Here is a 25946-nt window from a genome sequence, read left to right on the forward strand (position 1 = left end):
TATTACCAGCTAAACACCCCTGCCATGCCACTGCTCACCATCCCCGAAAATCTGCTCCTTTTCATTTCAGGCGTTGGAATGTTGCAGGGCTTCCTGCTGGCTAACCTTCTTTACTTTCATCCCAAAAGCGACCGGTCAGTGAACCGCTTCCTCGCTCTCTTTATCTTTTTTCTGTGTATACCGCTGCTTATTCCTATCGGGCAGCAATTGTTCTCCTGGCAGTTCGTCATCTGGATAGAGCCCTTTACGGTCGTTTCCGCCCCCTTACTGTACCTGTATGTTCGCAGCTTTAAGGAAGAAATCAGCTGGCGAAAGGCCTGGCCGCACTTTATACCCTTCCCGGTATTTGTGGGCATTGCTGTCTGGGCTTATATCGTAGTGGGCAACAAATATCCCGTTTCAACAAAGGTACCGGAGGCAGCGCTCAGGGATCCCTTGTCCTATATCCCCATTTGCATCCGCTTTTCACAGCGCCTCTTATATTATTATCTCTCCCTGCGGGCGCTCAACAGCTATCAGCGGTCTATCCAGCACCTGTTCTCAGAGACCAGCCGTATTAACCTGGCCTGGGTAAGGTACCTGATCAACGGCTTCCTGGTGATCGTGCTGACTACTATCTTCTTTTACATCATGATCCAGCGGTACCCTGAAAACTTCAGCCTGTGGCTATTGTCTATAGGAGCAGCCATCACCATTTATATCTACCTGGCAACCATCAGGGGCATGGGCCAGATCACCCTGTGGCAGCTGATGCCCAACAAAAGCAAGGAAACCCTGGAAGCAGCGATCGAGCAGGCGGAGCACCTGGAAGAAGCGCCCTACCAGGATAAGCTGCGGCGTAAAACCGGCCTTAGTGAAAGCCGGATCGAAGAGATCGTTGGCAGGATCATCCATGTAGTAGAGTCGGAGAAATTGTACCAGGAAACGGAGCTTACCCTGCAACAGCTGGCAGACCGGCTGGACCTGCCACCCTATGTATTATCCCAGGCCATTAATGACGGCCTGAAGAAAAACTTCTATGACCTTATTAATAATTACCGTGTAGAAGAAGCCAAACGGCTCCTGGCCGAAGCATCCAGCCAGCAGTATACCATCCTGTCCGTTGGGTTTGAAGCCGGCTTCAATTCCAAAACAACCTTTAATACGGTCTTCAAAAAATTTACCGGGCTGACCCCTACCGCTTACCGTGACCTTCAAAAACAGGCTGCCCTGACCGCCTGAAACCACATTTTCCCTGTTCAAAGTACGGATTTATAAATCCGAACGCCCCTCTTCCGCTTTACGATTCTCACTGAATTTCAATGCCTTAATACGTTCGGATCTATCAATTGAATGATCCGAACCAGTACCCGGCCCTCCGGCAGGTTCGGATTAGCGAAATGGAACAGTAGCGCCTTCCCGCCACCGCAATTTTGTGCTGTCAATCAAATTTTTCAAATCGTTAAAACAACATTTTTTATGCACAAAAGGAGAAGATGGCTGGTGGGTATGCCGATATTTTTAATGATATCTATAGCAAGCATTCGGGCAAGCGCACAGTCACAACCACAGTCAACCACTCTTACTATCAGCAAAGCTATTGAGATGGCGCTGGCCTTTAATCCATCGTTAAAAGCCGACAGCATTAACAAACAAATTGCCGGGCATCAGGTAGGTGTAGCCCGCGCTGATCTGCGCCCCCAGGTAAATTTCAACAGTAAAACAGAGTACAACCCGGCGATTGCATCCCAGATGCTGCCCGGAGAAATTGCGGGGCAACCTTCCAAAGATTTTATACCGGTGCAGTTTGGCACCCGGTATAATATGGGATCAGGTGTGGAAGCTAACCAGGCCCTTTATCGCAGGAGCAGCCGCTACCAGGTGGCATCTGCTGAGCTGAACACCAAAATTACAGATACCAGGTACCAGCTTTCTAAAGAAGACCTGGTTTACAAGGTGGCTACCGCCTGGTATGAGCTGCAGGCCAATATCGCCATGATCCGGACCACTACCAAAGATCATGAGAACATTCGCGAGATCGAGGCGATTGCCAAAGCGCAATACGAGAGCGGAGTACTGAAACGCATTGATTACGAATCCCTGCAGATCAACGCAGCCAACATTCGGTCACAGTTAAACCAGCTGCAATCCCAGTACAAGGAACAACTGGCTTACTTCAAGTACCAGCTGGGATTACCTGCAGACGCGGTGGTGAATATCCGGGAGGACATCAACAGGAGCGCGCCGGAATTGCAAGCCGGTGGGGCGCAGCTGTGGACCAGGGAAGATATTCACCTGTACCGCCAGCTGATCCAGTCAAAAGAGCTGGACATCAAAAAGATCAAGTCTGAAAAAGAACCGGTGGTGAATGCCTACTTCCGCTTCAATTATCAATCACAGTACAATAACGCTGCTGACGCATTTAAAAATGACTACTGGTTTAAAAGTTCAACAATAGGCATCAGCACCACGATCCCACTGTTTGACGGGCATCGCCGGAAGAGCCGTCAGCGCCTGGCAGAATCAGAGCTCAAACAGCTGGAGTTCAGGCACGAGCAGCAACAAGCGCTGGCCACTACAGAATGGACAGCCGCCAGCACTACGCTGAATAATGACCGGCAGCAGGTACAGATCACACAGGATAACCTGGTACTGGCGGAAAACGTGTACAAGTCAAGAAAGGGATTGTATGCTGAAGGCGTAACCACGCTGATCGAGCTGCTGGATGCGGAAAGAGAGCTGAGCCAGTCGCGCAACCTGCACGTACAGGCGCTGATCAATGTGCAAACCAGCCTGGTAAAAGCACACAAGGCCAACGGCACTTTATTAACGGAATTCTTAAACACGCTTTAAACAACATCATCATCTTTAAAAATATTTGATATGAAAAAGAAAATAATACGCATTGCAACAGGCATATTACTTACAGGCAGTATTGTAGTTGTACTGGCAAATAACAAAGCCAAGATCGATAAAGCGGCCAGCCCGGTAAAGGACGTCGCGGTGGTTCCCGTGAAAGTGCATGAAGTGAAACTGGAAGCCTTCAACACCGCTTTCAGTATTAACGGCACCACTTCGCCCGCCAGGGAAGTAAAGATCGCTTCTGAAGTACAGGGCAAACTGACGGGCCTCTATATAAATAACGGGGATCTTGTCAGAAGCGGACAGGTGATCGCACAGCTGGATGCCAGCGTATACAATGCACAACTGGCCAGCATCGCCTCATCCATTGCAAAAGCCCAACTCGATATAGACCGCTACACCCACCTGATGACCATGGGCGGAGCCAGCCAGATGCAGCTGGAAAGCGTGAAACTGCAATACACTTCGCTGCTGGCGCAACAAAAGGAAATACTGCAGCAGATCGCCCATATGCAGATCCGCTCTCCCTTTAATGGTAAGATAGAGAACGTGACCGCTGAATTAGGGTCTTATGTATCATTCGGTACCACCCTGGCGCAGCTGATCGATAACTCTTCCTTAAAGATCAATGTATTCCTTTCGGAGCAGGAAGCATTCAAGGTGAAAACAGGTGATACTGTCAGCATCAGCACGGTAGTGCTTGCCCATCCTAAGAAAGGATATGTAAGCATGATCAGCGATAAAGCAGATGCATCGGGCAAGTTCCTGGCAGAGATCAGCTTCACGAACACAGATGAGGAAAAGCTGAAAGCAGGTATACTGGCCAGTGTAAGCTTCTTCTCAGGTGCAACAGCGCAGGGACTTAGCATCCCGGTAAGTGCCCTGGTAGCCAGCGCTAAAGGTGCCAAAGTATATGTGGTCAATGGAAATAAAGCGGCGCTGCGCAGTATTAAAACAGGTATTGTTACCACCCGGCAGGTACAGGTATTGGAAGGACTACAGGCGGGAGACCGCGTAGTGAGCTCCGGACAGCTGAACCTGGAAGATGGTAGCGCTATTTCAATCAACCAATAAAACACATTTGTATGTCATTAACAGCATTATCAATAAAACGGCCAACCCTGGTAGTGGTGATCTTCACCGTACTGGCGCTGGTAGGCATTGTAAGTTATTTTTCCATCGGCTATGAACTGCTGCCTAAGATGTCCAGGCAGGTGATCACCGTGAGCACTTCATATCCTGGCGCTGCGCCTTCGGAGGTAGAGAACTCCGTTACAAAGGAAGTAGAGGATGCCATCTCATCACTGGAAAAGCTGGATAATATCAAGTCTAAATCCATGGAAGGACAATCCACCGTGATCATAGAATTCAAGGCAGACGTGGATATAGACCAGGCCATGCAGGACGCGCAACGGAAGGTGAACGCTATTGCTTCCAAACTGCCTGAAGACGCGAAAGAACCGGTGATCTCAAAGTTCTCCGTAGATGAGGCCCCGATCATGAAAATGTCGGTAGCCGCCAAAACAGATAACCGGGCTTTGTATGATGTAGTGAAGCAACGTATTGTACCGCTGCTCTCCAAACTGGGTGGCGTGGCCAATGTGGGTATCATGGGCGGCGAAGAAAGACAGATCAGGGTGAATATAGACAGGAGGAAGATTGAATCATTCGGCTTGGATGCCAACCAGGTGCTGAAAGCCATTGAGAGTTCTAACCTGGATTTCCCGGCGGGCGCTGTAAAGAACAACAGCAATGAAACCACCATTCGCCTGGCAGGTAAATTCAAGAGCCCCGGTGACATTGAAGATGTGGTGATCAGTCACCAGGGCGACCGCAGCATTTACCTGAAAGATGTAGCAGTAGTCATTGATGGTATCAGGGAAACTGAAACCGTGAGCCGTTACAATGCCAATACTGCGATAGGCCTGTTGATATATAAACAAACGGATGCCAACGCCGTAGAGGTGAGCAAACAGGTGAGAGCAGAAGCTAAGCAGCTGGAAAAAGAATATGCCGCCAGCGGATTGAAATTCGCCATTGCACAAGACTCTTCAGAGTTCACCCTGAAAGCCGCAGAAGCGGTGAACCATGACCTGGTACTGGCTATTGTGCTCGTGGCCCTGGTAATGCTGGTGTTCCTCCACAGCCTGCGTAATGCGGTGATTGTGATGATCGCCATCCCCGCCTCGCTGGTGACTACCTTTATCGGCATTCATTTGTTTGGTTTCACTTTTAACCTGATGACCTTACTGGCCCTCTCGCTGGTAGTAGGCATCCTGGTAGATGATAGTATAGTAGTACTGGAGAATATACAAAGGCACATGGAAATGGGGAAGGATAAACGGCGGGCCGCACTGGAAGGAAGGCAGGAGATCGGCTTTACGGCCGTGTCCATCACGCTGGTAGACGTGGTGGTTTTCCTTCCCATTACCATGGTGGATGGATTGATAGCAGGCATCTTACAGCAGTTTTCCCTGGTGGTGGTAGTATCTACCCTGATGAGCCTCTTTGTGTGTTTCACATTGACGCCGCTGCTGGTATCCCGTTTCGGGAAGCTTACGCACCCCAGCCCCAAAAGGCTTGGTGGCCGTATCATCCTCTACGTGGAAAAGAAGATCAATGAGCTGACGGAAAATTACAGTCAGCTGCTGAAATGGAGCCTGGGTCATAAACGCTGGATACTGCTGATTACTGTCACATTATTGGCAGGATCATTAAGCCTGGTAGGTTTTGGCTTTATTGGCAACGAGTTTGTAAACATGGGCGACCGCGGTGAGCTGGTAGTAAATGTGGAGCTACCCAAAGATGCCACCATTGAGCAAACCAACCGTAAAACACAGGAAGTGGAAAGATATATTCTAACCAAACCGGAAGTGGTAAGCGTATTTTCTTCCATGGGTAAAAGCGACAACCAGTTTGCCGCGCAGGGAGAAAAACATAAGTCGGAGATCAGCGTCAACCTCGTAGATAAAAGCAAACGGCCCATCACTACAGAAGAGTTCTCCCAGCACATCAGGAAAGAATTGCAGGAACATATCCAGGGCGCCAAGATAGAGATCAGCAACGTAGATATTATGGGCAGCACCAGTGAAGCGCCGATACAGGTAGTGTTAAGCGGTGGCGATAATGTTGCACAGCTGCTGAGTTTCGCCGATACCGTATTGCAAAAGATCAAAGCGGTACCCGGCACCTCCGACCCCAAAATATCTATTGAAAATGATAAGCCGGAAGTAAGCGTACGAATAGATAAGGAAAAGATGATGGCATTGGGCCTTCGTATGGACCAGGTAGGCAATGTTATTAAAATAGCGTTTAGTGGTAATAGTGATTCCGAGCTTTCAGAAGGACAATATGATTATGACATCACTGTAAGACTGGATGCATTTGACCGTGAATCTGTGAATGACCTGGAGCAATTGTCTTTTGTGAATGCTACAGGGCAAACCATCCGGCTAAACCAGTTTGCCAGCATTGAAAGAACCATCGGTCCTGCCAGGCTGGAACGTAAAGACAGGATCAGTGCTGTGACGGTGTCCAGCCAGGTGGTAGGCCGTCCGCATGGTACTGTGGGTGAAGAGATCCAGCAGGCGATTGAGAAAGATCCTTTACCTGCAGGTATTTCCGTAGAGTATGAAGGCGATATGAAAACACAGAAGGAAGCATTCGGCAGTATGGGTTATGCATTGATAGCGTCTATCGTTTTTGTTTACCTGATCATGGTGGCGCTGTACAATTCCTACATTTATCCTTTTGTGGTACTGTTCTCCATCCCGGTGGCCATTGTGGGCGCGTTACTGGCACTGGCCATGACGATGCAGTCGCTCAATATCTTCTCCCTGCTGGGTATTATCATGCTGATAGGCCTGGTGGCCAAGAATGCGATACTGCTGGTAGATTATACCAACCAGCTGAAAGAGCAGGGATACCCGGTACTGGACGCGCTGATAGCATCAGGAAGAACAAGGTTACGGCCTATATTAATGACCACCATCGCCATGGTGATAGGCATGCTGCCATTAGCATTGGCAAGTGGAGCAGGCGCAGAATGGAAGAACGGGATGGCCTGGGCACTGATAGGCGGCTTAACCAGCTCTATGTTATTGACACTGGTAGTGGTACCCGTAATGTACGTGATCATTGATAAAATTAAGGGAAGGTTTGATAGCAGGAAGGTGATAGCAGTGCCGGAAACAGCACTGGGATAAAAACCCTTTTGAATTAAAAGGGCTGACCAAAAAAGTGACGACTGATACTATTTTAACAATATCGCCCGAAGCATACTGAAAGCATAGAGAAAGCATGGAGAAAGCATATAGGAAGCTTGGAGAAGACTGTTAAAATAGTATGAGCATTGTTTACTTTTGGTCAGCCCTTAAATTTTTATATCTTCACCTGTAGCGTCAGATAATATCCCCTTCTATCAGAAGGTATAATACCGGGGCCTGGATAGCCGTCGGCCCTTCTGGTGAAATACTTACTATTAGCCACATTGTTGATGCTGCCAAAAATACCGAAGCACCTCCATTGATAGCTGAGGCTCAAATCCATCACCTGGTAGGCTGGCACCACCCCATCTACCGCAGTAGGCGTAAACTCCGCATTGGTAGCATCTGAATATTGTTTACCTACATACGAGTACTGGTAAGTGATGTTATACCTTTTATTGCCGAATGATACACCGGTCCTGATCAATACCGGCGGCACGTATTCTACCAGCTTATCTTTAATAGCAGTTTCTTCTGTGTTAATGTAGCGGGCGTCGATCAGGGCAAAGTTCGTATAAACCGATAACCTGTGTTGCGACCTGCCTTCAGACAACAGCTTCAGCAGATCAGCTTCTATCATGCTTTCAAAACCGATGTTGCGGCTATCGGCCACATTGGTACGCAGGCGATACACCAGGTTGTCCTGGTCTTTGGTGTAGATAGAACCGATACGGTCATTATAGCGGAGTAAGAAAACACTGGCATCAAAATATAACCAGTCATTGAGCTTACCGCGTACACCACCGTCTGCAGTAAAGCCTGTTTCATCTTTCAGCAGGGAATCTACTTTGGCGTTATCGTTCAATACGCGCAGATCGTTGAAGTTGATAGAACGATAGTTCTGCGAGATGTTTGCATAGAGCTCTATCCCATTCTTAAACTGGTAAGAGGTACCAATACCAAATAGCACGAATGAACGGTTATTCTCTTTTTGTTCAGGCACTTTTATGTTTGGCACAAAGCGCATGATCTGGTAATAATAGCCGTCTGACTTGGTAGAAATATATTCAAAGCGTACGCCAGGCGTAATACTCCACCTGTCTGTTAGCTGGAAGATATTCTCAGTAAAGGCGGCAATGTTGGTACCTGGAAATTTATAGGAAGAAGCATCCGGCTCTTTAGGATTGAAAACAAAATCAGCCCCCGAACCTGCATCCGCATTTCCCTGGTCGCGGTAGGTGAGCCCCTTATATACCCTTACACCGGAAAGCAAAGAACTGGTTTGCCCTTTGAACAGCGTATACTGGTGCAGCAATCTTAATTCTGAACCGTAGTTCCTGTACTTGTCTGCCAGCAGATCGCGCGCACCTCCGGGGTCAGGGCGGTTAATATAATTCAGGATACCCAGTGCTTCCCTGCCAGCCCTGAGGGCATAGCTGCGCCAGTTTAGTTTTGTGCTGGCATTGATCTGGTAATCGAGCGTTATGTTATAGAGATTCCAGTCCACCTTAAACCAGTTACGGCTTCTGACGGAGATGGAAGGATCCTTTTCAAAATCATCATCCGTCAGGCCGCCCGGCTGCTGCGCCAGGTAGTGCATGAAGGTGTATTCTCCTGTTATCTTCAGTTTGCTGGTAATTGGATAGTCCAGGTGGATGTAAGCGGTTTGCTGGTTGAAATGGCTGTTGGGCCGCCAGCTGTCTGCTCTTTTATACTGGAAGTAGGTGTAGTAATTGAGCTTACCAACCGTACCGCCTATGCTATTGAATGAGTTAAAAAAACCAAATGAACCGCCTGTCTGGCGGCTGATCAGCTCAAAGGGTTTATTAGCGGGCCCTTTCTTTAACTGGAAATTCACCAATCCTCCGAACTGTGTGCCGTATTGCAGGCTGGCGGCGCCACGCACAACTTCTATGCGCTCAATAGCTTCCGTGGGAGGCGTATAATAGCTTTCAGGATAGCCCAATGCATCCGCACTGATGTCATATCCATTCTGGCGGGTATTAAAATTAGATACGCGGCTGGGATTTAATCCGCGGCCGCCAATACCTAGTTGCAGTCCACCGCCATCGTATTCCCAGATGTTCAGTCCTACGATACGGCCATACACCTGCCGGGGATTGTTAGTGGCCAGGTTGGCATTGATATTGGCGATGTTCACCACTTCGGTTTTCTTACCGGCGTAAATGGCGGTGCCTTCTACCTGTCTTAACTTACCGGCGCCCTGCTCATTTGCAGAATATACTACTATATCATCCAGCTGGGTGTTTTTTGCAGGCGTGAGGCTGATCACCAATTGCAGGTTCTCGCCCTTCAGCGTTACACGCTGTTTGTATTCTTCCGCTCCTACCCTTTGTATGGTCAGCTCATAGCTACCGGGCGCAATGCCGGGGAAACTGAAGTTGCCTTTTTCATCACTGCTGGTTCTGAGGCCGCCTGGCATAAGCTTAACGGCGGCGCCTTCTACGGCAGATCCATTCAATTGAATGCTGCCACCCAGGGATAATTGTTGTGCATAACCAACGACAGAAAACAACAGCATGCCCGCCAGGCATACCCACATGCTCATTTTACTCATGTTGCTCTTTATAAGGTAAAATCCATTGATAATGGCGCCAGCTAAAGGGCTGCGCCGCAAGGTTCACTGTAGAATCGATATATAATCCGGACCTTCTGCCATTCAGGGCCACATAGCTTTCTACATACACTTCCGGTTGACGTATCCCGCGTGCCGCATATACGGCTGCCAGGTGATGTGCGTATTGCAAGATCATATCCGGCTGGGTGCTCATCATTTTATCCTGCAGGGGCGTAAGGAACTCCCTGTTATTGACCTCGTATGTTTTACCTGTAGCCGGCTCTTTTACATAGAAGAATGTATTCCCCGATTTTTCCATCAGCATCACCCGCCAGGAAAAGCGGAAGCCCTCTTCTGTCCAGAACAGGCGACCGGGATACAAGAGGTACCTGAAAGGCAGCAGCAGCTGTATAACAAAATGGATGCAAAGGATCGCCATCAGCAGCTTACCCGCATAAGGCGGATAAGCATAAGTGCCCGCTTCTTTCTTTTTAAAGAACGGCAGATAACCCAATAGGCGCAGATGGAAATCACTGCTGAAAAAGATAAGGCTGCATACGATCATCACATAAGGAAACATGCCTATTCCCGGGAAGAACATAGCGGTTGCCAGGTGAAAAGCCAACACGAAAAAGTAGGCTACCGGTCTGGTTTTGCGGAACAACAAAAAGAATGCGATAAAAAGATCGTAGCAGGCGCCGAACCAGCTGAAAAAATAAGCCACCCATTCTTTGTACATCAAAGGGCCTATCAGCGGCAAGTGACTTTTTGCAGGCAGCCAGATCTTCATGGGCTGAGCTTCAAACAGCCAGTCATGATCCAGCTTTGCAAGTCCTGCAAAGAAATACACCATAAAGAGCTGCAAGCGGAAGATCCCTATCGTCCAGGCGGGTACCTGAGTTTTTTCGGTGGCGAGACCCAACCTTGTGTCCAGCGAATAGTAAGCATTAGCAGGCACCCATATTAAGAGGAAGCTGATAATGCTGATGAAATAATAGTGATTGAGATAGTTGGTAATATCTATCAGCTCCACATAGGTGAATGCCAGGAAGAAAATCACGGCAGCCACGCGGTAGCAAAGGCCCAGCATGATCAGCAAGGCGGCTAATGCCATTAGCGCAAACAGCGCATGCATACCCGCTGATCCCAGTGGTTGTATCCAGCCCAGCCCCTGGAGCGGAAAATAGAAGCCCGGTGTTACATACAATGAAGTGATCCATCCATTTGACCAGAAACGGATAATGCTCAACAACATCATTGCGCCGAAGGCAACCCGGAAGGTGACCAGCGGCGCAATATGTACCGGACGTTGTATATTAATCCCCATCACTATCCTGGTAGGTGATCCGTACCCCGGTAGCAGAAGCTACGTCTGTTTTGAGCAGGGTAAGGAGGAGCTGTATTTCTTTGTATGCGGCATCTACCAGGTCTTTATTTGCCGTGAAAGCGGCAGACATGGGATCGGGTATTGCTTTTAATTTGGTAAGCGTTACATCGAACTGTTTCAGCACATCGGTATTGAGCTGGTCTTTTTTCAGGGATACCAGGTAATCGTCTAAACCTTTACCATCCCCTCCAGTGTAGCTGTTACGCAGGCTGGTCAGGTTCTCTACCGCCAATGCTGCGCTGAAACCGGAATAGTAGGCCTCGCATTTATCAGCAAACACGGTACCGCCGGATTGTTTACCAAAGGGCCAGCCAATACGGGGCCCTTTCAGCTGGTCCATTTCATAGGCGAACTGGTTTACCAGGTAGCCTATAGGACTGCCCACATCTGTGCGGGTATTGCTGACAAATTGGGCGCGGTAAGTATTCTTCCAATCGGTCAGGGTTTTATCCACCAGGTTTTTGATACGGGCCATTACATCCTGCACGTATTTCTTGCGGGCGGCGGCGCTGCCATTAGTGAATTTTTTCAGGGCGCCGCTTTCCGCCAGGAGGTAGTCCAGCGCAGATAGTCCCTGCTGATCAACAGTGCCAGCGCTGGTAAAATCGTAGGTTCCGGATTGTATATTGGCGTTGATCTTAGTGGTATCGGCGGGAAAAGTATTGATGAAATTACCCAGGAGGTAGGTTTCTGCGGGGCCATACTGGTTCACAGACACCCTTTCAAACTGCAGGTAGGCATTTTTAAGGGCGGCCTTCGCCTGCTGCAGGTTCGCATCTGTAGGCGCTGCCAGGAATGTTGTAAGCGCAGCATCCAGGTCCTGCACTTTTGATTGCATGGCGGTGTACCCGGGAATGATCAGGTTATCCGCGTAATTGGTCAGCATAGCCGCCTTATCAAAACCGTTATCCGGCTTGGGATCCGATGCACCGCCACCTTTACTGCAGGCGTAGCATATGATCGACATCACCCCTGCGATCAACACTGCTAATAGTATATTCTTCCTTATCATGGTAAAAATTATTCCGGTTTAAATACGTTCAACAGCATGCTTCCGGTGGCTTACCAGGAGCATGCTGTTAAACCCTCCGGGGGTTTCAAACCCTTGGAGGGTTGGCTATTAGTCTTTAGAGACTATAGGTTTTTGTAAGAATGTCTTTTGCTTCGTTCAGGCTTTTGAATCCGGATTCATTTACCAGCGTATAGAAGCTGGTATTCATGATCGTAACCAATTTCTGATAGTCTGCATCTGATAATTTACTGCCGGCGGCCCTGTATTTGAGCGAGGCAATAAAGCCATAACCTTCAGACAACGCATGGAACTGGGCGCCCAGGTTGCCAATATTGGCGGAGCTCTGCGGCTGCGTTACATAAGCCAGCGCCGCTGCTGCTGCCAGCCTTTCCCAGGTAGTCTGAATAGCTTTGATCGCCTCGTCGCGTACGGTGTAATCTTTAGCGCCGATAGCTGCACGTCCTTTACGGAATGCTTCGAAAAGGATGCCACCGGCCTGGATAGACTTACCTCTTTCTGCGAGGTAACCACCCCATAACAAGGGCCTGTTGGCATCTGCGGATGTATATGTTTTGGATGAATCGTAATCGGTAGGGATAGCGAGATAACCAAAGGCCTCATCCCAATGATGCTGCATGGCAGTGCCCTGTCCGGGAACAACGGTATTGTTGTCGTCCTGGGAGATCTTGCTTAAAATCGTCATGGCTTCTTTAAAGAACAGGCCACCCATCATTCCTTTCAACGCAGCCTGGCCATATTCAACGCCATTAGCGCCTACCAGGATCTTACCGGTACCACGGGGGATATAGCCGTTTGCACCTTCTGAAGCCTGTACATCATTCCGCTGGCTGGCAGACACCACGCTGTCCATAAAGCTCTTGAAGAGCACCGGATCGGCAGTCTTCTCCGCCAGGGTTAAACCGGAAGCATCCAGTTTGGCATCGCCAAAGGGATTACCGGTGTTATTGAACATATTGTTAACGGTATCCTGTTTCAGTTTTACTGTGGTGCCTTTCTTCATGTAGGCATCCAGCTTAACCATCATGTTAACCCGGTTAGTAGAGGTGCTGTAATCCACATTATCGAATGAATAGGTGGACGGTACGTTGTACTGTGGTGTTCCTTTGTTGTCATCCTTAGAGCAGGAGGACATAAAAATAGCAGCAGATACTGCCAGTGCCGCGACATTTGCAGGGAGTAAATTTTTCACTGTTACTGAAATATTTAGATAATGGTAATTTTTAACCAGAACGGGATCCCGTTTAACTCGGATGCAAAGGAAGAGAGATTTCGGCTTAAGTATCGATCAAATCCGGAAATTTATCGATCAAAAACGGAAAAAGCTGGGGTTAACAAATTCAATGTATTGAAGATTAATGATTTAAAAGGGATATTACCTGGGCAGCGCCATTACTTTTAGCCGCAATGATCAGTTTTTGTTTGCCGGAATTGCTCACTGTAAGCAGATCCCGCACATCCCCATCTACCAGCAGACCGGTAGCCTGGTAATCCAGTGGCGTGAAGCCTCCTTTTCCATCCCCTTTGAGGAACAGCCCTTTGGAAGCGTCTTCCCTGCCCAATTGCACGCGGAAGGGGTAAAAGTTGCCCGCCAGCACCAGGTCTTTCTTTCCATCGTTGTCAAAATCACCGGAGACAATACCGAATACGGCCGAGAACTGCGCCTGTACGGGTAGCTCACGCATGCTGAAACGCTCCCTGCCTTCATTGATCAATACCACATTGCGCAGCTGCTGTACCTGCAGCACCTTGCTTTTCTTCAGTACCTCAGGCGGAAAAATATCTTCGATAGTGGTGTTGGCATAGTCGCTGTAATGCACATATTTTTTACGCAGCATCACGATCTGGTCCAGGAGCTCATCGCGGGAGGGATAAGGATAGCTCTTGCCTTGTATGTAATAACAGATGATAGGGTCTGTTACGCCGTCCATGTTAAAATCATTTATGTACATGCACATCGGCTCCTGCACACTTGCTTTAAACTGGGTATTGGGCGCCAGGTTGCCGAGGATGAAATCCGTATCCCCATCACCATCTATATCATCTGCAACGATCTTCTGCCACAGGCCGCCTGTTGCCGCGAGACCAGCGGCTTGGGAAACATCTGACAAGTGGCCCTGTTTATTCAGGAATAATTTAACGGGCATCCACTCTCCTACGATCATGAGATCGGGCCAGCTGTCTTTATTGACATCAGTCCATACGGCGTTGGTAACCATCCCCGGATCACGCAATGCTGGCGCCACCTGTTCTGTAACATCCGTGAATTTCAGTTGGCCGTTCCTGGTATCATTCCGGAGAATATAACTGCGGGACGCCAGCGGGAATGACTGTGGCTGCAGGCGGCCACCAATGAAAAGATCAGCATCGCCATCCTTGTCAAAATCGGCGGCTATTACACAGGAGCGACTGTCTGTAAACTTAGGCAATACGCCTGTGGCTTTTTCAAAATTGCCTTTACCATCGTTCAGGTATAGGCGGTCTTCCAGCTGAAGCGGACTGGTATAAACTTCATTGCCACCGCTTACGGCATAAAGGTCCAGGTCACCATCCTTATCCGCATCAAAGAAACAAGAGCCGATCGTTTCACATAAAGAGTCTTGTACCCAGGCTTGTGAAGGGCTTTTTATAAAAGCGCCGTTAGCCGTTTGCAGGAACAATGCAGATGCCTCTCCCCGCGGCCCACCGATAAATACATCTTCGAGACCATCGCCATTTACGTCGCCTTTGCTAAGCTGAGGGCCCTGGCAGGACAACTGGTAAGGTAATAAGGGTTGGTATTTGAAGTCTACCACCTGGTTCTCTTTCTGCGTAAAATTCAATCCTGCTTCCCGGGTGATGTCTTTAAAATAGGGCGTGAAAGCAAGGGCCGGAGCCGTTGCGGTATCAGGCCCGGGTTGTGTTTCATCTATAGTAAAAATACGGTCAGGTTTAATGTGATGAAAGGAAGCGCTACGGCCATCCGCCCATTGCACCGTCAGCTGATCCACTATGGTATCTTTACCAAGGCCGAAATGCAGGCGGGGATCTACAGTAGACTGGAAGCCCCTGGCCGGGTATAGTTCCTGGCACTGAACACCTGCTCCGCTTTTTACGCTCACTTTTGCGCCGATGGCATACGTGTTGGGCTGCCTGCCATTCAGTGCAATGGTAATGTAGTGTTGTTCTTTTGAAGCGCTGGTATGATTCTCCCAGACAGCAGCGGCTTCGTTCATGGCATTCACTACCAAATCTACATCTCCGTCATTATCCAGGTCTGCATAGGCGGCCCCGCTGTTAACAGAGGGAACCTGCATTCCCCATTCTTTTGTAACGTCAGCAAAAGTGAGGTCGCCTTTGTTGCGGAATATGTAATTGCTCGTTTTCAGAGAGGGCATCTGCTTTACCAGTTCTGCCAGCTGCATGTTATTGCCCTGTTGCCTTCTTGCATCGGGCACCTTGTACTTCATAAAATCCATGTCGGTAAAATCATGGAGGATGCCGTTGGTAATGAACAGGTCTTTCAGCCCGTCGTTATCATAGTCAGCCATTAAAGGCGCCCAGCTCCAGTCTGTGTTGGATACACCGGCCAGCTGCCCTATTTCACTATACAGCGGAATGCCAGCGGGAGTAATGCCATTATTCAGCTGTAAGGTATTGCGCATGTTCTGGTGATAATAGCCGTTGTCTACCAGCAGGTGGTATTTATCATAGTCGTCAGGACCTCGCAGCATTTTCTGACGATAGTTATCCTCGGGCAGCATGTCCAGCACGATAATATCCTGCAGGCCGTCGTTGTTATAGTCGGCAATATCTACGCCCATACCATTCCTGGAGATATGTGCAATGGATTCCTTTATGGCTTCGCCGTTAAAGGTGCCATCGTGGTTGTTCAGGTACAGGAAATCCTGTTCTTCGTAGTCGTTTGTAACATAGATATCAGGCCAGCCGTCGTTATTCACGTCACTGATGGCGATGCCTAAGCCAAAATTGATCCCCCCTCCTTTGATGCCGGCGGCTTCGCTTACATCTGTAAAATGCATGCTGTCATTGCGGTACAGCTTATTGCCAAAATAGGGATGCCGGAGCGTGCGCAGTTTTTCGGTGTTATAAAAGGGGTTGTAGAACATGGTGGCGTGATTGAGCAGGAACATATCCAGGTCTCCATCACGGTCATAATCAAAGAAGGCGGCTTGTGTGCTGTTGGAGCCTTTACCATCCAGTCCGTAGGCAGCGGCCATCTCTTTAAAGACAGGCACGCCCTGCTTCTGCCCCTGGTTAATGAACAGCTGGTTGCCCCGCTCTTCCAGCGGGGTGTTACCGGAATAGCAAACGTAAATGTCCAGCAGGCCGTCTGCATTTACGTCTGCCATGGTTACGCCGGTTTTCCAGCCTTTGTGGTTTTGAATGCCTGCGGCATCGGTGATATCTTTGAAGGAGAGCTTGCCCTGGTTGAGATAAAGTTTATCGGGCACCATGTTACCGGTGAGATAGATGTCGGGAAGGCTGTCGCCGTTCAGGTCGCCTATGGCCACGCCGCCGCCATTGTACATGTACTCGTATTTCATAACGTTCAGCTGCTCCGTTTCCTGTATCGTATTTTCGAAAGTAATGGCTGATTGTGCCGCTGGCACGACGGAGAACCGTATTTCTTTTTTACCCTCTTTACAGGAGCAGGCGAAGCAGCCGAACAATATGAGATACCAGTAATGTTTAGTCATGTATCAGTAACCGGGATTTTGTTTAAGCAGGCCACCCGAGGCGCGTATCTCGTCTTGCGGGATAGGTACCCAATAGTTGCGCTGCTGGAATTTTCTATCTGAAAGGGAAATAATGCTTTTGTATACGATGCTGCCGTTGGCCTGTTTCTCAGGTAATATACCATAAGCAGGCACATTATCTGTTACGTTGGCGATCTTCCAGCGGCGGACATCGAAATAGCGATGTTCTTCAAAGGCCAGTTCGATACGGCGCTCCGCCCTGATCCTGTCCCGCATTTGAGACTGCGTAAGACCGGCAGGAATATCGGGCATACCAGCCCTTTGTCTCACCTGGTTCAGGTAAGTGTATACCGACTGATCCGGTCCTACGGCTTCATTCTGCGCTTCTGCATAATTGAGCAGCACTTCGGCATAGCGGAGATACTTCCAGGGCTGGAAAGCGGTCTGGTTGGCATTTCTGATAGGGTGGCTCTCGTCAATGAACTTCAGCACATAGTAGCCGGTTTTGGAGGTATTCCAGTTCTCTGATCCATCTTTACTATCCTGTCCGCCCGGCACAAACGTTTCTACCGCCCTGCCCCTGTAAGGCGCGCCATTATACAATATAGAGGCATAGAAACGCGGGTCCCTGTTCACGTAGGGATCCTGTGGATTGTAGCCGGATGCAGGATCTTTTATGGATTTTCCATTGTTCATTTCATAGTCGTCTACCAGGTTTTGCAGGGGCGTATTGCCTGCCCAGCCGCCATAACCATTAGGCCCGTTCACCAGTTCAAGGTTTGTATGCTCGTTAGTGGGAGAATACAGTCTTTCAAAAATAGCCTCGCCAGTATTATTGGTGATAAATAAGTTCCTGTAATTGGGATACAGTGAATACCTGTTCAGATCGATCACTGCTTTGGCCGCGTTAGCAGCTGCCTGCCATTTGGCAACATCGTTCACATCGTTATTATACAAGGGACTGGCGGCATACAACAGCAACCTTGCCTTGAGGGCCAGTGCTGCGCCTTCTGAACCGCGGCCCGGGATCACCGGCTTGCCTTTCAGTCCTGCAGCTGCTGCATCCAGTTCCTGTATGGTATAAGCTATGCATTCCTGGATACTCTTTCTTTCATAGAGTGGCGTGAAATCCCTGTCTTCCAGCGTATATACCTTATCTCCTACCAGCGGCACGCCGCCATAGATGCGGATCAGGTCATGATAGCGGTAAGCCCTGATAAAACGGATCTCCGCCTTCATCCTTTCTATATTCCCCGCACTGGCGGGTACATGATCCAGGTTCTCCAGTGCATAATTGCATTCCCGGATACTGCGGTAGCTCCTTGTCCAGATATTGCTGATCCAGCCTGTTCTGTCTGAGGCCAGGTTGCCCTGCTGTACAAACCAGGTGTCGTTATCAAAATTACACATGGACTCGTCAGACACAGAGCTCATCCAGGCATCTTCAAACCCGCGGCCAAAGCCTGGTTTCCCACCTTCTGTTGTAAGGCCCACTCCAATGTATCTGCCCACCACATAGGCATCGGCCAGTATCGAATCCTGCCAGATGGCCTGGTCTGAAACCAGGTCGGTAGGCTTGGTATCGAGAAAATCTTTCTGGCAGCCTCCTGTTATTACAGTAAATATAATTAATAGGATGATTAATATTCCTTGATTTTTCATTGGTGTAGAATTTAGAAGCTCACGTTAATACCCAGGTTATAGATCTTTTGCTGCGGATAGAAGTAGGCGTTGGAATTATCCCCTTCCGGATCAATGTCTTTTACTTTAGTGAAAGTGAGTAAGTTAAAGCCATTGGCATAGATGCGTACCGCTGATAATTTCAGCCTGGAAATAAGGGCCTGCGGCATGGTATATCCCAGCTCCAGGTTCTTCAGGCGGAGAAAGGAAGTATTCTGCAGCCAGAAAGTGTTACGGTAGGCGCCGTTCACACTGGTGCCTGCCCGTGAATCGGCCCGGGGAAAGCTGCCCTGGGGATTGTCAGGGCTCCAGCGGTTATCGGCCCAGGTACGTATAAAGCTGCTGAACTCTCCTGATTCGATCATTACATACTGTACGGAACGGGCCTGTCCCTGGAACAGGATGCTCAGATCAAAATCTTTCCAGCCAGCGCCCAGGTTAAGGCCGTAAACGATCTGCGGCACGTTGGAAAGCGGCGTTCTTACGCGGTCTGCAGCAGTGATCTGGCCGTCCTTGTCATAATCTTCATAGATCAGATCTCCCAGCTGCGCGCCGGATACTTTGGGATAAGCATCCAGGTCGTGCTGTGTTCTGAAGATGCCAATAGCCCTGTACATAAGATCAGAGCCGATGGGCAGGCCGGTATACTTCTGATAGGGCAGTGTGTTGGGCGCTTCATCGGCAAAGATGATCTTGTTCCTTGCATAGGTAATGTTACCGCCTATGTTATAGGTAAAGCCATTGATTTTTCCAACATACTGCAAACTGCCTTCAATGCCTTTGTTCTCTACCTCGCCGATATTCTCATTCGGGATCTGGCTGCTGCTGATACCACTTACCGCGGGGATGCTGATGCTGCGGGAAGAAAGGATATTCGTGCGTTTGTCCATAAACACATCTACGCTGCCGGAGAGCCCTTCAAACACGGTAGCGTCAATACCGAGGTTATATTTTTTGGCCTTCTCCCAGGTAATGTTGGGATTGGCCAGCCTGCTATACTGAATGGCAGGTGCATTCACCGCCGGGTCTCCCGTAGAGATCACCGTGTTCTGGATCTGGAAGTTCTCCAGGAATTGGTTGGCAGATACACGGTCATTACCCACTTCTCCGTAGGAAGCCCTTAGCTTCAGATCATTGATGACGCGGTTATGTTTCAGCCAGGGCTCCTGTGAAAGGCGCCAGCCTAATGAAATACCAGGAAAAAAGCCATATCGTTCGCCTGCAGGGAAGATAGAAGAACCATCATACCTGGCCTGCACTTCGGCTAAATATTTATCGCGAAAACTATAAGCAACCCTGCCAAAATAATTTCTGCGGGCAATGCGTGAGCTGCTGCCGCTGTTGCCGTAGTCCGTTGGCTGTGCGCCACCCTGGCTCAATTCCGGCAATTGATAGGAAATAAAATTGAGCCTGCTGGCGCCGAAGCTTTCATATTTAGTTTCGCTTTGCTCGTAGGCGATAAAAGAGTTGATGCTGTGATCGCCGAACTGGCGTGTATAATTCAGCTTGATATTCGCAGTGATCAGCGTGGTGTTATCATTGTTCTCGTACAGCTGCGGTTTATCCGGACCGCCTTTTACAGGATCATATTGCTGTGTGTTCTTGTTATACTGGTATACGATCCAGTTCTGACGGAAGTCTTTTGAAAAGGATTGTGTTTTATCTACCGACAGAAATCCATCTAATGATAGTCCCTTTAATGGTAACTGGTAGCTGCCCCTGAGGATACCATTGAACACCGTAGTGGGCGCCCTGTTCTCTCCTGCCAGGGAAGCCATGGCCAATGGATTCTTACCCTGTTCCACACCAGCGCCCAGCAGTCCGTTGGGATAGCGGGCAGGAATGGTAGGATAAGTTCTGTACAGGAACTCAAAGATATTGGCGGCAGTAAAGCTGGCGGTATACACCCTGTCTTCCTGGCGACCGGCTACCTGCAGGCCAACGGTGAGGCGATCATTCACCTTTGCTTCCAGGTTGGTGCGGAAATTATACTGGTTGTATTTATTAACGCCATCACGGTACAGGCCATCCTGGCTGCGTATACCAACAGAAGCATAGTAGCTGATACTTTCCGTACCACCGGAAACAGACAGGTTATGCTGGCTTTGTAATGCAGAAGATTTGATCAGCTCACGCACCCAATCCGTATTGGGATAGAGAATAGGATCAGATCCGTTCCTGAACTTTTCTATCTCATCAGCGCTGTAGCGCTGGTTCATACCGCCGGAAGGATTCCGGTAATAATCTATTTCATTCAGGATAGTGGCAAAAGTAGGCGCATCTGCAAATTTAGGCAGGCGGGTAGGCTGCACAAAACCCTGGTTGAAAGAGTAATTGAATTTCGGTTTACCTGACTTCCCTTTTTTTGTAGTGATAAGAATGACCCCATTTGCTGCCTGTGCGCCATAGATAGCGGCAGATGCATCTTTCAGCACAGAGATGCTTTCGATATCATTTGGGTCCAGGCGGCTCAGTCCTCCAAGCGCATTGGCAATACCATCTACTACGATCAGCGGGCTGTTATTACCCGTGGTGGCCATGCCCCTGATGAGAATAGAAGATTCGTCAGAGCCCGGTTCACCGGAGCGGTTGTTGGCGATCACGCCCGGCATGCGGCCTGCAAAGGAGTTAGACAGGTTAGGCTGCGGGCTCTTTACAAATTCAGCTCCTTTCACAGAAGAAATAGCGCCTGTTAAGGTAGCCCTCTTTTGTGTGCCATAACCTACAACGATCACTTCATTCAGGGGATTGGGCGCTTCCTGCAGGGTAATGTCCAGATTCGTGTTGCCATTCCATGGCAGCTCCTGTGTTTTATAGCCGATGGCGGAAATCACCAGGATGGCATCTCCATTGCCGGGCACCGTTAAGCGGAAACGGCCGTCTGCATCTGTTACCGTTCCTACAGTGGTGCCTTTTACCAGCACGGTGGCGCCGATCACCGGCTCCTTTGCAGCATTGAGCACTATGCCCCTTACCCCAACATCGGCGGGAGCCATCTGCAGCTGCATACTGCTGCCCGGTGGCCCTTCAAAGGAAGGACGCTGCGTACGGAACAATACGATGCGGCCCTTGATGATCTTATACTGGATATCCAGTGGCCGGAAGAGTGATTCCAGCACCTCTCCCAGGCGCTTCTCACGCTGGGTGATAGACACCTTTCTTTCAGGTTGTATTGTACTGGAGCTGTATACAAACCGGGCTCCTGTCATGTTCTTCAGCTCCGTCAACACTTCTTTGAATGCAGCGCTGTCGCGTGATATGGATACTACTTTATCTAATACGCCCTGAGCGTCCACGTTCAAGGCATAGGTAAAAGAAGTAAAGACAAGTGCGAGGAAAGTTTGAATGGCCGTTATTCTCATTGCATGACTGATTAAAGCAACAAGTCGCTGTTTTTTCATAACTTCAGGATGTTATTGTTCGTTATTGAATAGGCGTGCAATAATAACCCGTGATTTCACGGGGACATATCAAGCTGGCAATGCCCCCCATTGCCAGCTTTTCTATTTAGCTGTTGTGTTACGTTTTCATTGTTTCAGATCCGTTGATGACATGGTTTTTTACATTGATGACGTGGTTTTGAAAAAGGTATACCCCTTTGTTAATTGTTCCCTGTTGGTTTTATAAATATGCTGGCATCCTTTACTTCATAGGTAGCCTGTATGGATTGGCAGATGATCTCCAGCTGGTCATACAGATTCTGGCCTTTTATATCGCCGGAGAAAAGGCTGGCTGCCAGACTTTTATTCTCCAGTACGATCTTAACGTGATATGCATTCTCCAGGCGTGCAATTACTTCCGGCATAGGTGTTTCATCAAAAACAAAGTTTGGTTCCGGAGCGCTGTTCTCTGTTGGCACAGGCAGCGGATCATCCACCAGCGTAGTGGTAAAATGACGATCACCGCTGTTGTAGATCGCTTTCTGGTTGGGCTCCAGGATCACGGCGGAAGGTGTTCCTGTAGCTTCTTCATATACAGCTACTTTACCGGAACGGACAGATACTTCAATATGATCTGTAGCAGCATTTGTTCTGATCAGGAAGCTGGTGCCCAATACATGTGTTACTATTTTTTTACTGAACACGTAAAAGGGTTGCCCAGGACGGCCGGCGATGCTGAAGAAAGCATTCCCTTCCAGGTACACCTCTCTTCTAGGACCATCGAAGCGTTCCGGGTAATACAGTCTGGCCTTCGGTTCCAGCACTACCATGCTCTTATCGTCCAGGTAAATGGTATCTGCTTTTGCGCTAAGGTTCTCCGCATGGTGCAGCGCTGCCATCAGCTTTTGCCGTGCAGGCGCGTTCTGCTCACCGCCCTGGTTCCACCACCAGCCTGCGCCCAGCGCCAGCCCTGCGATCAGTGCCGCAACGCCTGACCAGCGCAGCCAGACGGGGATCACCCTTGCCCGGGCAGGAGGATCGATCATGATCTCTTCGGGCTCGCTGACCTCCGCTTTTATCTTAGGCCAGAGGGCCTGCATCCGCCGTTTGGCCTCCTCGGAAGATACGTCCGGCGCCTGATCATCATCCAGTAATTCATACCATTGCTCTACCAGCTTCCTTTCCTCTTCGGTGCAGGTATCGTTCAGATAGCGTTCCAGCAAATGATAAAAAGCCTTCCGGTTCATGATAGTAAGTCAACTGAAAAAAGCGAATCCCTAAATGGAACGGAAAAAAATATAAGAAAGGGTAATGAGAAGGGGCAGCAAGAGGGTAATATAGTCTTTCAGCCGCAGGCGAATAAACTTAAGCGATTGGGTTACATGATATTCGACGGCTTTCTCAGAAAGGTTCATGAAGCGGGCTATTTCCTTAACCGGCCACTTTTCATAGCGGCTCAGGCGAAAGATCTCCTGCGTTTTCTGCGGCAGTTTGCTGATCGCATCATCAATGGCGATAGACAGCTCCCTTAACAGCAGGCGGGATTCGCTTGAATCCTCGCCTTCTGTTAATTGTTGTTTAGTGTGCTGCAGGTATTTCTCCCGTATGATAGTAGACTTGATGTAATTAATAACCTGGTAACGGATGGCGGATTGAAGATAAGCTTCCAGGCGTTGTATATCGAGGGCCGCCCTTTTTTCCCAGAGCTGCACAAACAGCTTCTGTACCAGCTCTTCCGCTATTTCCTTAGAGCGCACCTTTTTTACTGCGGCGAAGAACAGCTTTTCACTATAGCGGCGGTAAATTTCTTCCAAGGCACTACCATCGCCCGCCTGAAGCGATCTTACCAGCGTCTCATCATCATATGCTTTGTATCTCATTTACCGTGGAATCGAATCCTGCCAAAGTTACAATGTTATCTGAAAAATAAAAGAGCTTAGCGGCGTGCAGACACTTTAGGCACTACCGGCAGACTTTCATTACCGTCTGCGCTGACTGCCTGCACGGCAAAGAAATAGTTATCCTTTGAATACGGCAGCTTCATCGAGTCCGCTGTTGTAAAGAATTTCTTCTGCCAGAACGCACTGGTAGATTCGCGGAGCAGAACGTAATAACCTTTTGTTTTTCCGTGCAGGGGCGCTTCCCAGTGAAGGGTGGTGGAGTTGCCTAGTCCTGCTACATCTACCGTCACTTCCTCAGGCACGGAAGGGGCCTTAGCCAGGTTGGCGAGATTTGCCAGGTTCATGGCGGTGTTCTTACGCAGGTATTCAAAATCCATAAATTTAACCAGGTCTCCATATTCAATACCGTTCTCTGTTCTCAGGTCCTGGTGCTGGTGGTAGAAGTTCTCGTTCATTTCTGTCAAGCGTACTGCTGCAAAACCATTCTCTACGAAGGGCGTATGATCACCGCCACGCAGGAAGCGATCGTTCCGGTAGATCATGACCACTTCCAGGTTGTCTACATAGCGTTCGCCTGTTTCCTTTACGTAGCGGGCCAGCTGCCTGGCCTTACCGTCGTTCTCCAGGCCCTGCTGCCGGATCATAGTGGCCAGGGAATCCAGCCTGTAGGCGGGCAGGCCTTCGCTGAATACCCGGATCTGTGTATTATTAATAATATTGGTCTCGTTGCTGTTATTGCTGCCTACAATATCATTGTTAAGCACTGCCTCGAGTTCCCAGTGCTGTGCGCGGGCTTTGTTGGCGAGGAAGCGTGCGCCCAGCAAGCCCTGCTCTTCTCCGCTTACGTTTACAAAGATCACGGTGGCCGGGAAGGCGTGGCTGCTCATAACCCTGGCACATTCAATAACGGCCGCACAACCGCTGGCATCGTCATTAGCGCCGGGTGCGGTGGAAGTTCTGTTGGCAACATCGGTCACCCGGCTGTCGAGATGACCTGTGATGAGAAAGATCCTTTTATCATTAGGGTCGGTGCCTTTCAGGATGGCCATGGCATTCCCCAGGTTTACCGGTACATCTACCCTTTTGCCATCCGGCTGATAGGTGATGGTGTCTACAAATGCCGTCATACGTCCGTTGGATCTGAGGGCGAACTGCCTGAACCTGGCGGCTACCCATTCGCGGGCGGCGCCGATGCCTTTCTTAGGGTCTTTTTGTGTGCTGAGGGTGTGGCGCGTATCAAAGGCTACCAGGGTTTCAATATAAGCTTTCAAAGAGTCGGCGGATACCTCCTGCACCATAGCAGCAATCTCCGGGTCACGTTGAATAACGGTTGGCGACTGGGCATGGGCAAGAGTATCGCCGATCATGAGCAGTACAATAGCAAGGCATTTCTTCATAAGATCCTCTTATTTTGAGATTGAAGTATGCAAAATATTGAACTGGCCTTAATTTTTTCAGATTAATACATGTATGGAGGTAAAGGTTCTTAGTAACTGGCCTGGCCGATGTCCAGGCGGCTGATCTTTCCGGCTTCATCCAGGTGGAACCTGAAATAGGTCTTAAAATCGCCCCATTGGTCACTATGGAACCTGCCGTAAACGGAGAGCCCATTGTCTTCCACCTTATCAATACTGGTAAAGCGTTCATGACCTAAGGCCTTTTCAAAGAAGGTACGGAAGTTCATTTTATTGCCATCGTCATACAGGGCTGCATCATTGCTGAACAGGGAGAACCAGGTTTCCCTGTCGGCAGCCTGCAGAGCATCTACTGCTTTTTTTACAAGCGGGTTGCTAAGCTTATCTGTATTCATTGTTTTGGATGTTTGTGCGTACATGGTTGATGAGAGCAGGCAAAATGTGAAGATGCAGATCAAACGTTTCATTTCAGTCTGGTTTGTGCCAGTGGATGTTGCAGATAAATGATGAGCAGGTTCAATAACAGGAAAGGCAGTTCTATTACCGCGCCTTTGATATGATGCTCCTGCAGTTGAAAACAGATGATCAGCAGGATGGACGCAGCCATTAAAAAGTTGCCCCAGAGAAAGGTAGCAGGAAACAGGATGAGCGCTGCACTTAAAAGGGTAAGCCCGCCGAAAGCAATTATGGCTGTTCTGCCAAAATTCCATCTCCCAAACATCTCCAACATCGCAGGCTTACCGCTGATCATGGCCCATCCCTGTTTCAGGCCCATGTATACCGCAAATAATATCAGTAGCGTATTGAGTATTTTGATCCCCATTTTAAA

Annotated in this window: 16 protein-coding genes; 4 read left to right on the top strand and 12 right to left on the bottom strand. The window is 49.1% G+C overall.

Going from position 1 to position 25946, the window contains the following annotated elements; all coding sequences use genetic code 11:
• The first annotated feature begins 24 nt into the window (after positions 1-24).
• From ACR9Y8_RS13750 to ACR9Y8_RS13765, 4 genes are all read left to right on the top strand, one after another.
• Positions 25-1221: a helix-turn-helix domain-containing protein gene (locus ACR9Y8_RS13750; protein ID WP_481213816.1), complete on the top strand. Its 1197-nt coding sequence runs from the start codon at positions 25-27 to the stop codon at positions 1219-1221.
• Positions 1222-1458: 237 nt separating this feature from the next.
• Positions 1459-2832: a TolC family protein gene (locus ACR9Y8_RS13755; RefSeq protein ID WP_481213817.1), complete on the top strand. Its 1374-nt coding sequence runs from the start codon at positions 1459-1461 to the stop codon at positions 2830-2832.
• 30 nt (positions 2833-2862) lie between these two features.
• Entirely contained in the window at positions 2863-3915 is a 1053-nt protein-coding gene (locus ACR9Y8_RS13760; RefSeq protein WP_481213818.1) for an efflux RND transporter periplasmic adaptor subunit, read from the top strand.
• A gap of 11 nt (positions 3916-3926) precedes the next feature.
• Positions 3927-7046, top strand: coding sequence for an efflux RND transporter permease subunit (locus ACR9Y8_RS13765; RefSeq protein ID WP_481213819.1), 3120 nt, complete (start codon positions 3927-3929; stop codon positions 7044-7046).
• 175 nt (positions 7047-7221) lie between these two features.
• On the opposite strand, the gene ACR9Y8_RS13770 is transcribed toward ACR9Y8_RS13765, so the two are convergent.
• The 12 genes from ACR9Y8_RS13770 to ACR9Y8_RS13825 all read right to left on the bottom strand — a co-directional run bounded on the left by ACR9Y8_RS13770 (position 7222) and on the right by ACR9Y8_RS13825 (position 25940).
• Complete coding sequence (locus ACR9Y8_RS13770) at positions 7222-9624, bottom strand: TonB-dependent receptor domain-containing protein (protein WP_481213820.1); 2403 nt, start codon at positions 9622-9624, stop codon at positions 7222-7224.
• A complete protein-coding gene (locus ACR9Y8_RS13775; protein WP_481213821.1) occupies positions 9617-10951 on the bottom strand; it encodes an HTTM domain-containing protein in 1335 nt (444 codons plus the stop codon). The genes ACR9Y8_RS13770 and ACR9Y8_RS13775 overlap by 8 nt, the downstream gene beginning before the upstream one ends.
• Positions 10941-12023: an imelysin family protein gene (locus tag ACR9Y8_RS13780; protein WP_481213822.1), complete on the bottom strand. Its 1083-nt coding sequence runs from the start codon at positions 12021-12023 to the stop codon at positions 10941-10943. Before ACR9Y8_RS13780 ends, ACR9Y8_RS13775 begins: the two co-directional genes overlap by 11 nt.
• A gap of 115 nt (positions 12024-12138) precedes the next feature.
• A complete protein-coding gene (locus ACR9Y8_RS13785; protein ID WP_481213823.1) occupies positions 12139-13233 on the bottom strand; it encodes a DUF4856 domain-containing protein in 1095 nt (364 codons plus the stop codon).
• A 163-nt stretch (positions 13234-13396) separates the two neighbouring features.
• On the bottom strand, positions 13397-16741 hold the full coding sequence (locus ACR9Y8_RS13790) for a VCBS repeat-containing protein (protein WP_481213824.1): 3345 nt from the start codon (positions 16739-16741) through the stop codon (positions 13397-13399).
• A 3-nt stretch (positions 16742-16744) separates the two neighbouring features.
• The gene (locus ACR9Y8_RS13795) at positions 16745-18403 is read right to left on the bottom strand and encodes a RagB/SusD family nutrient uptake outer membrane protein (protein ID WP_481213825.1); all 1659 of its coding nucleotides are present in this window, start codon (positions 18401-18403) and stop codon (positions 16745-16747) included.
• An 11-nt stretch (positions 18404-18414) separates the two neighbouring features.
• Entirely contained in the window at positions 18415-21783 is a 3369-nt protein-coding gene (locus ACR9Y8_RS13800) for a TonB-dependent receptor (RefSeq protein ID WP_481213826.1), read from the bottom strand.
• Between the two features lie 239 nt (positions 21784-22022).
• Positions 22023-23048 (bottom strand): FecR family protein, encoded by a 1026-nt coding sequence (locus tag ACR9Y8_RS13805; protein WP_481213827.1) that lies wholly within the window; start codon positions 23046-23048, stop codon positions 22023-22025.
• A 30-nt stretch (positions 23049-23078) separates the two neighbouring features.
• Positions 23079-23681, bottom strand: coding sequence for an RNA polymerase sigma factor (locus ACR9Y8_RS13810; RefSeq protein WP_481213828.1), 603 nt, complete (start codon positions 23679-23681; stop codon positions 23079-23081).
• 56 nt (positions 23682-23737) lie between these two features.
• Positions 23738-25099 (bottom strand): M28 family metallopeptidase, encoded by a 1362-nt coding sequence (locus tag ACR9Y8_RS13815; protein WP_481213829.1) that lies wholly within the window; start codon positions 25097-25099, stop codon positions 23738-23740.
• An 89-nt stretch (positions 25100-25188) separates the two neighbouring features.
• Positions 25189-25584, bottom strand: a complete 396-nt coding sequence (locus tag ACR9Y8_RS13820; RefSeq protein ID WP_481213830.1) for a nuclear transport factor 2-like protein — start codon at positions 25582-25584, stop codon at positions 25189-25191.
• Positions 25581-25940 carry a hypothetical protein gene (locus ACR9Y8_RS13825; RefSeq protein WP_481213831.1) on the bottom strand — a complete coding sequence of 120 codons (360 nt, stop codon included), beginning with the start codon at positions 25938-25940 and terminating at the stop codon, positions 25581-25583. Before ACR9Y8_RS13825 ends, ACR9Y8_RS13820 begins: the two co-directional genes overlap by 4 nt.
• Positions 25941-25946 lie beyond the last annotated feature (6 nt).

This window comes from Chitinophaga sp. SVR4-12A, assembly GCF_056754765.1.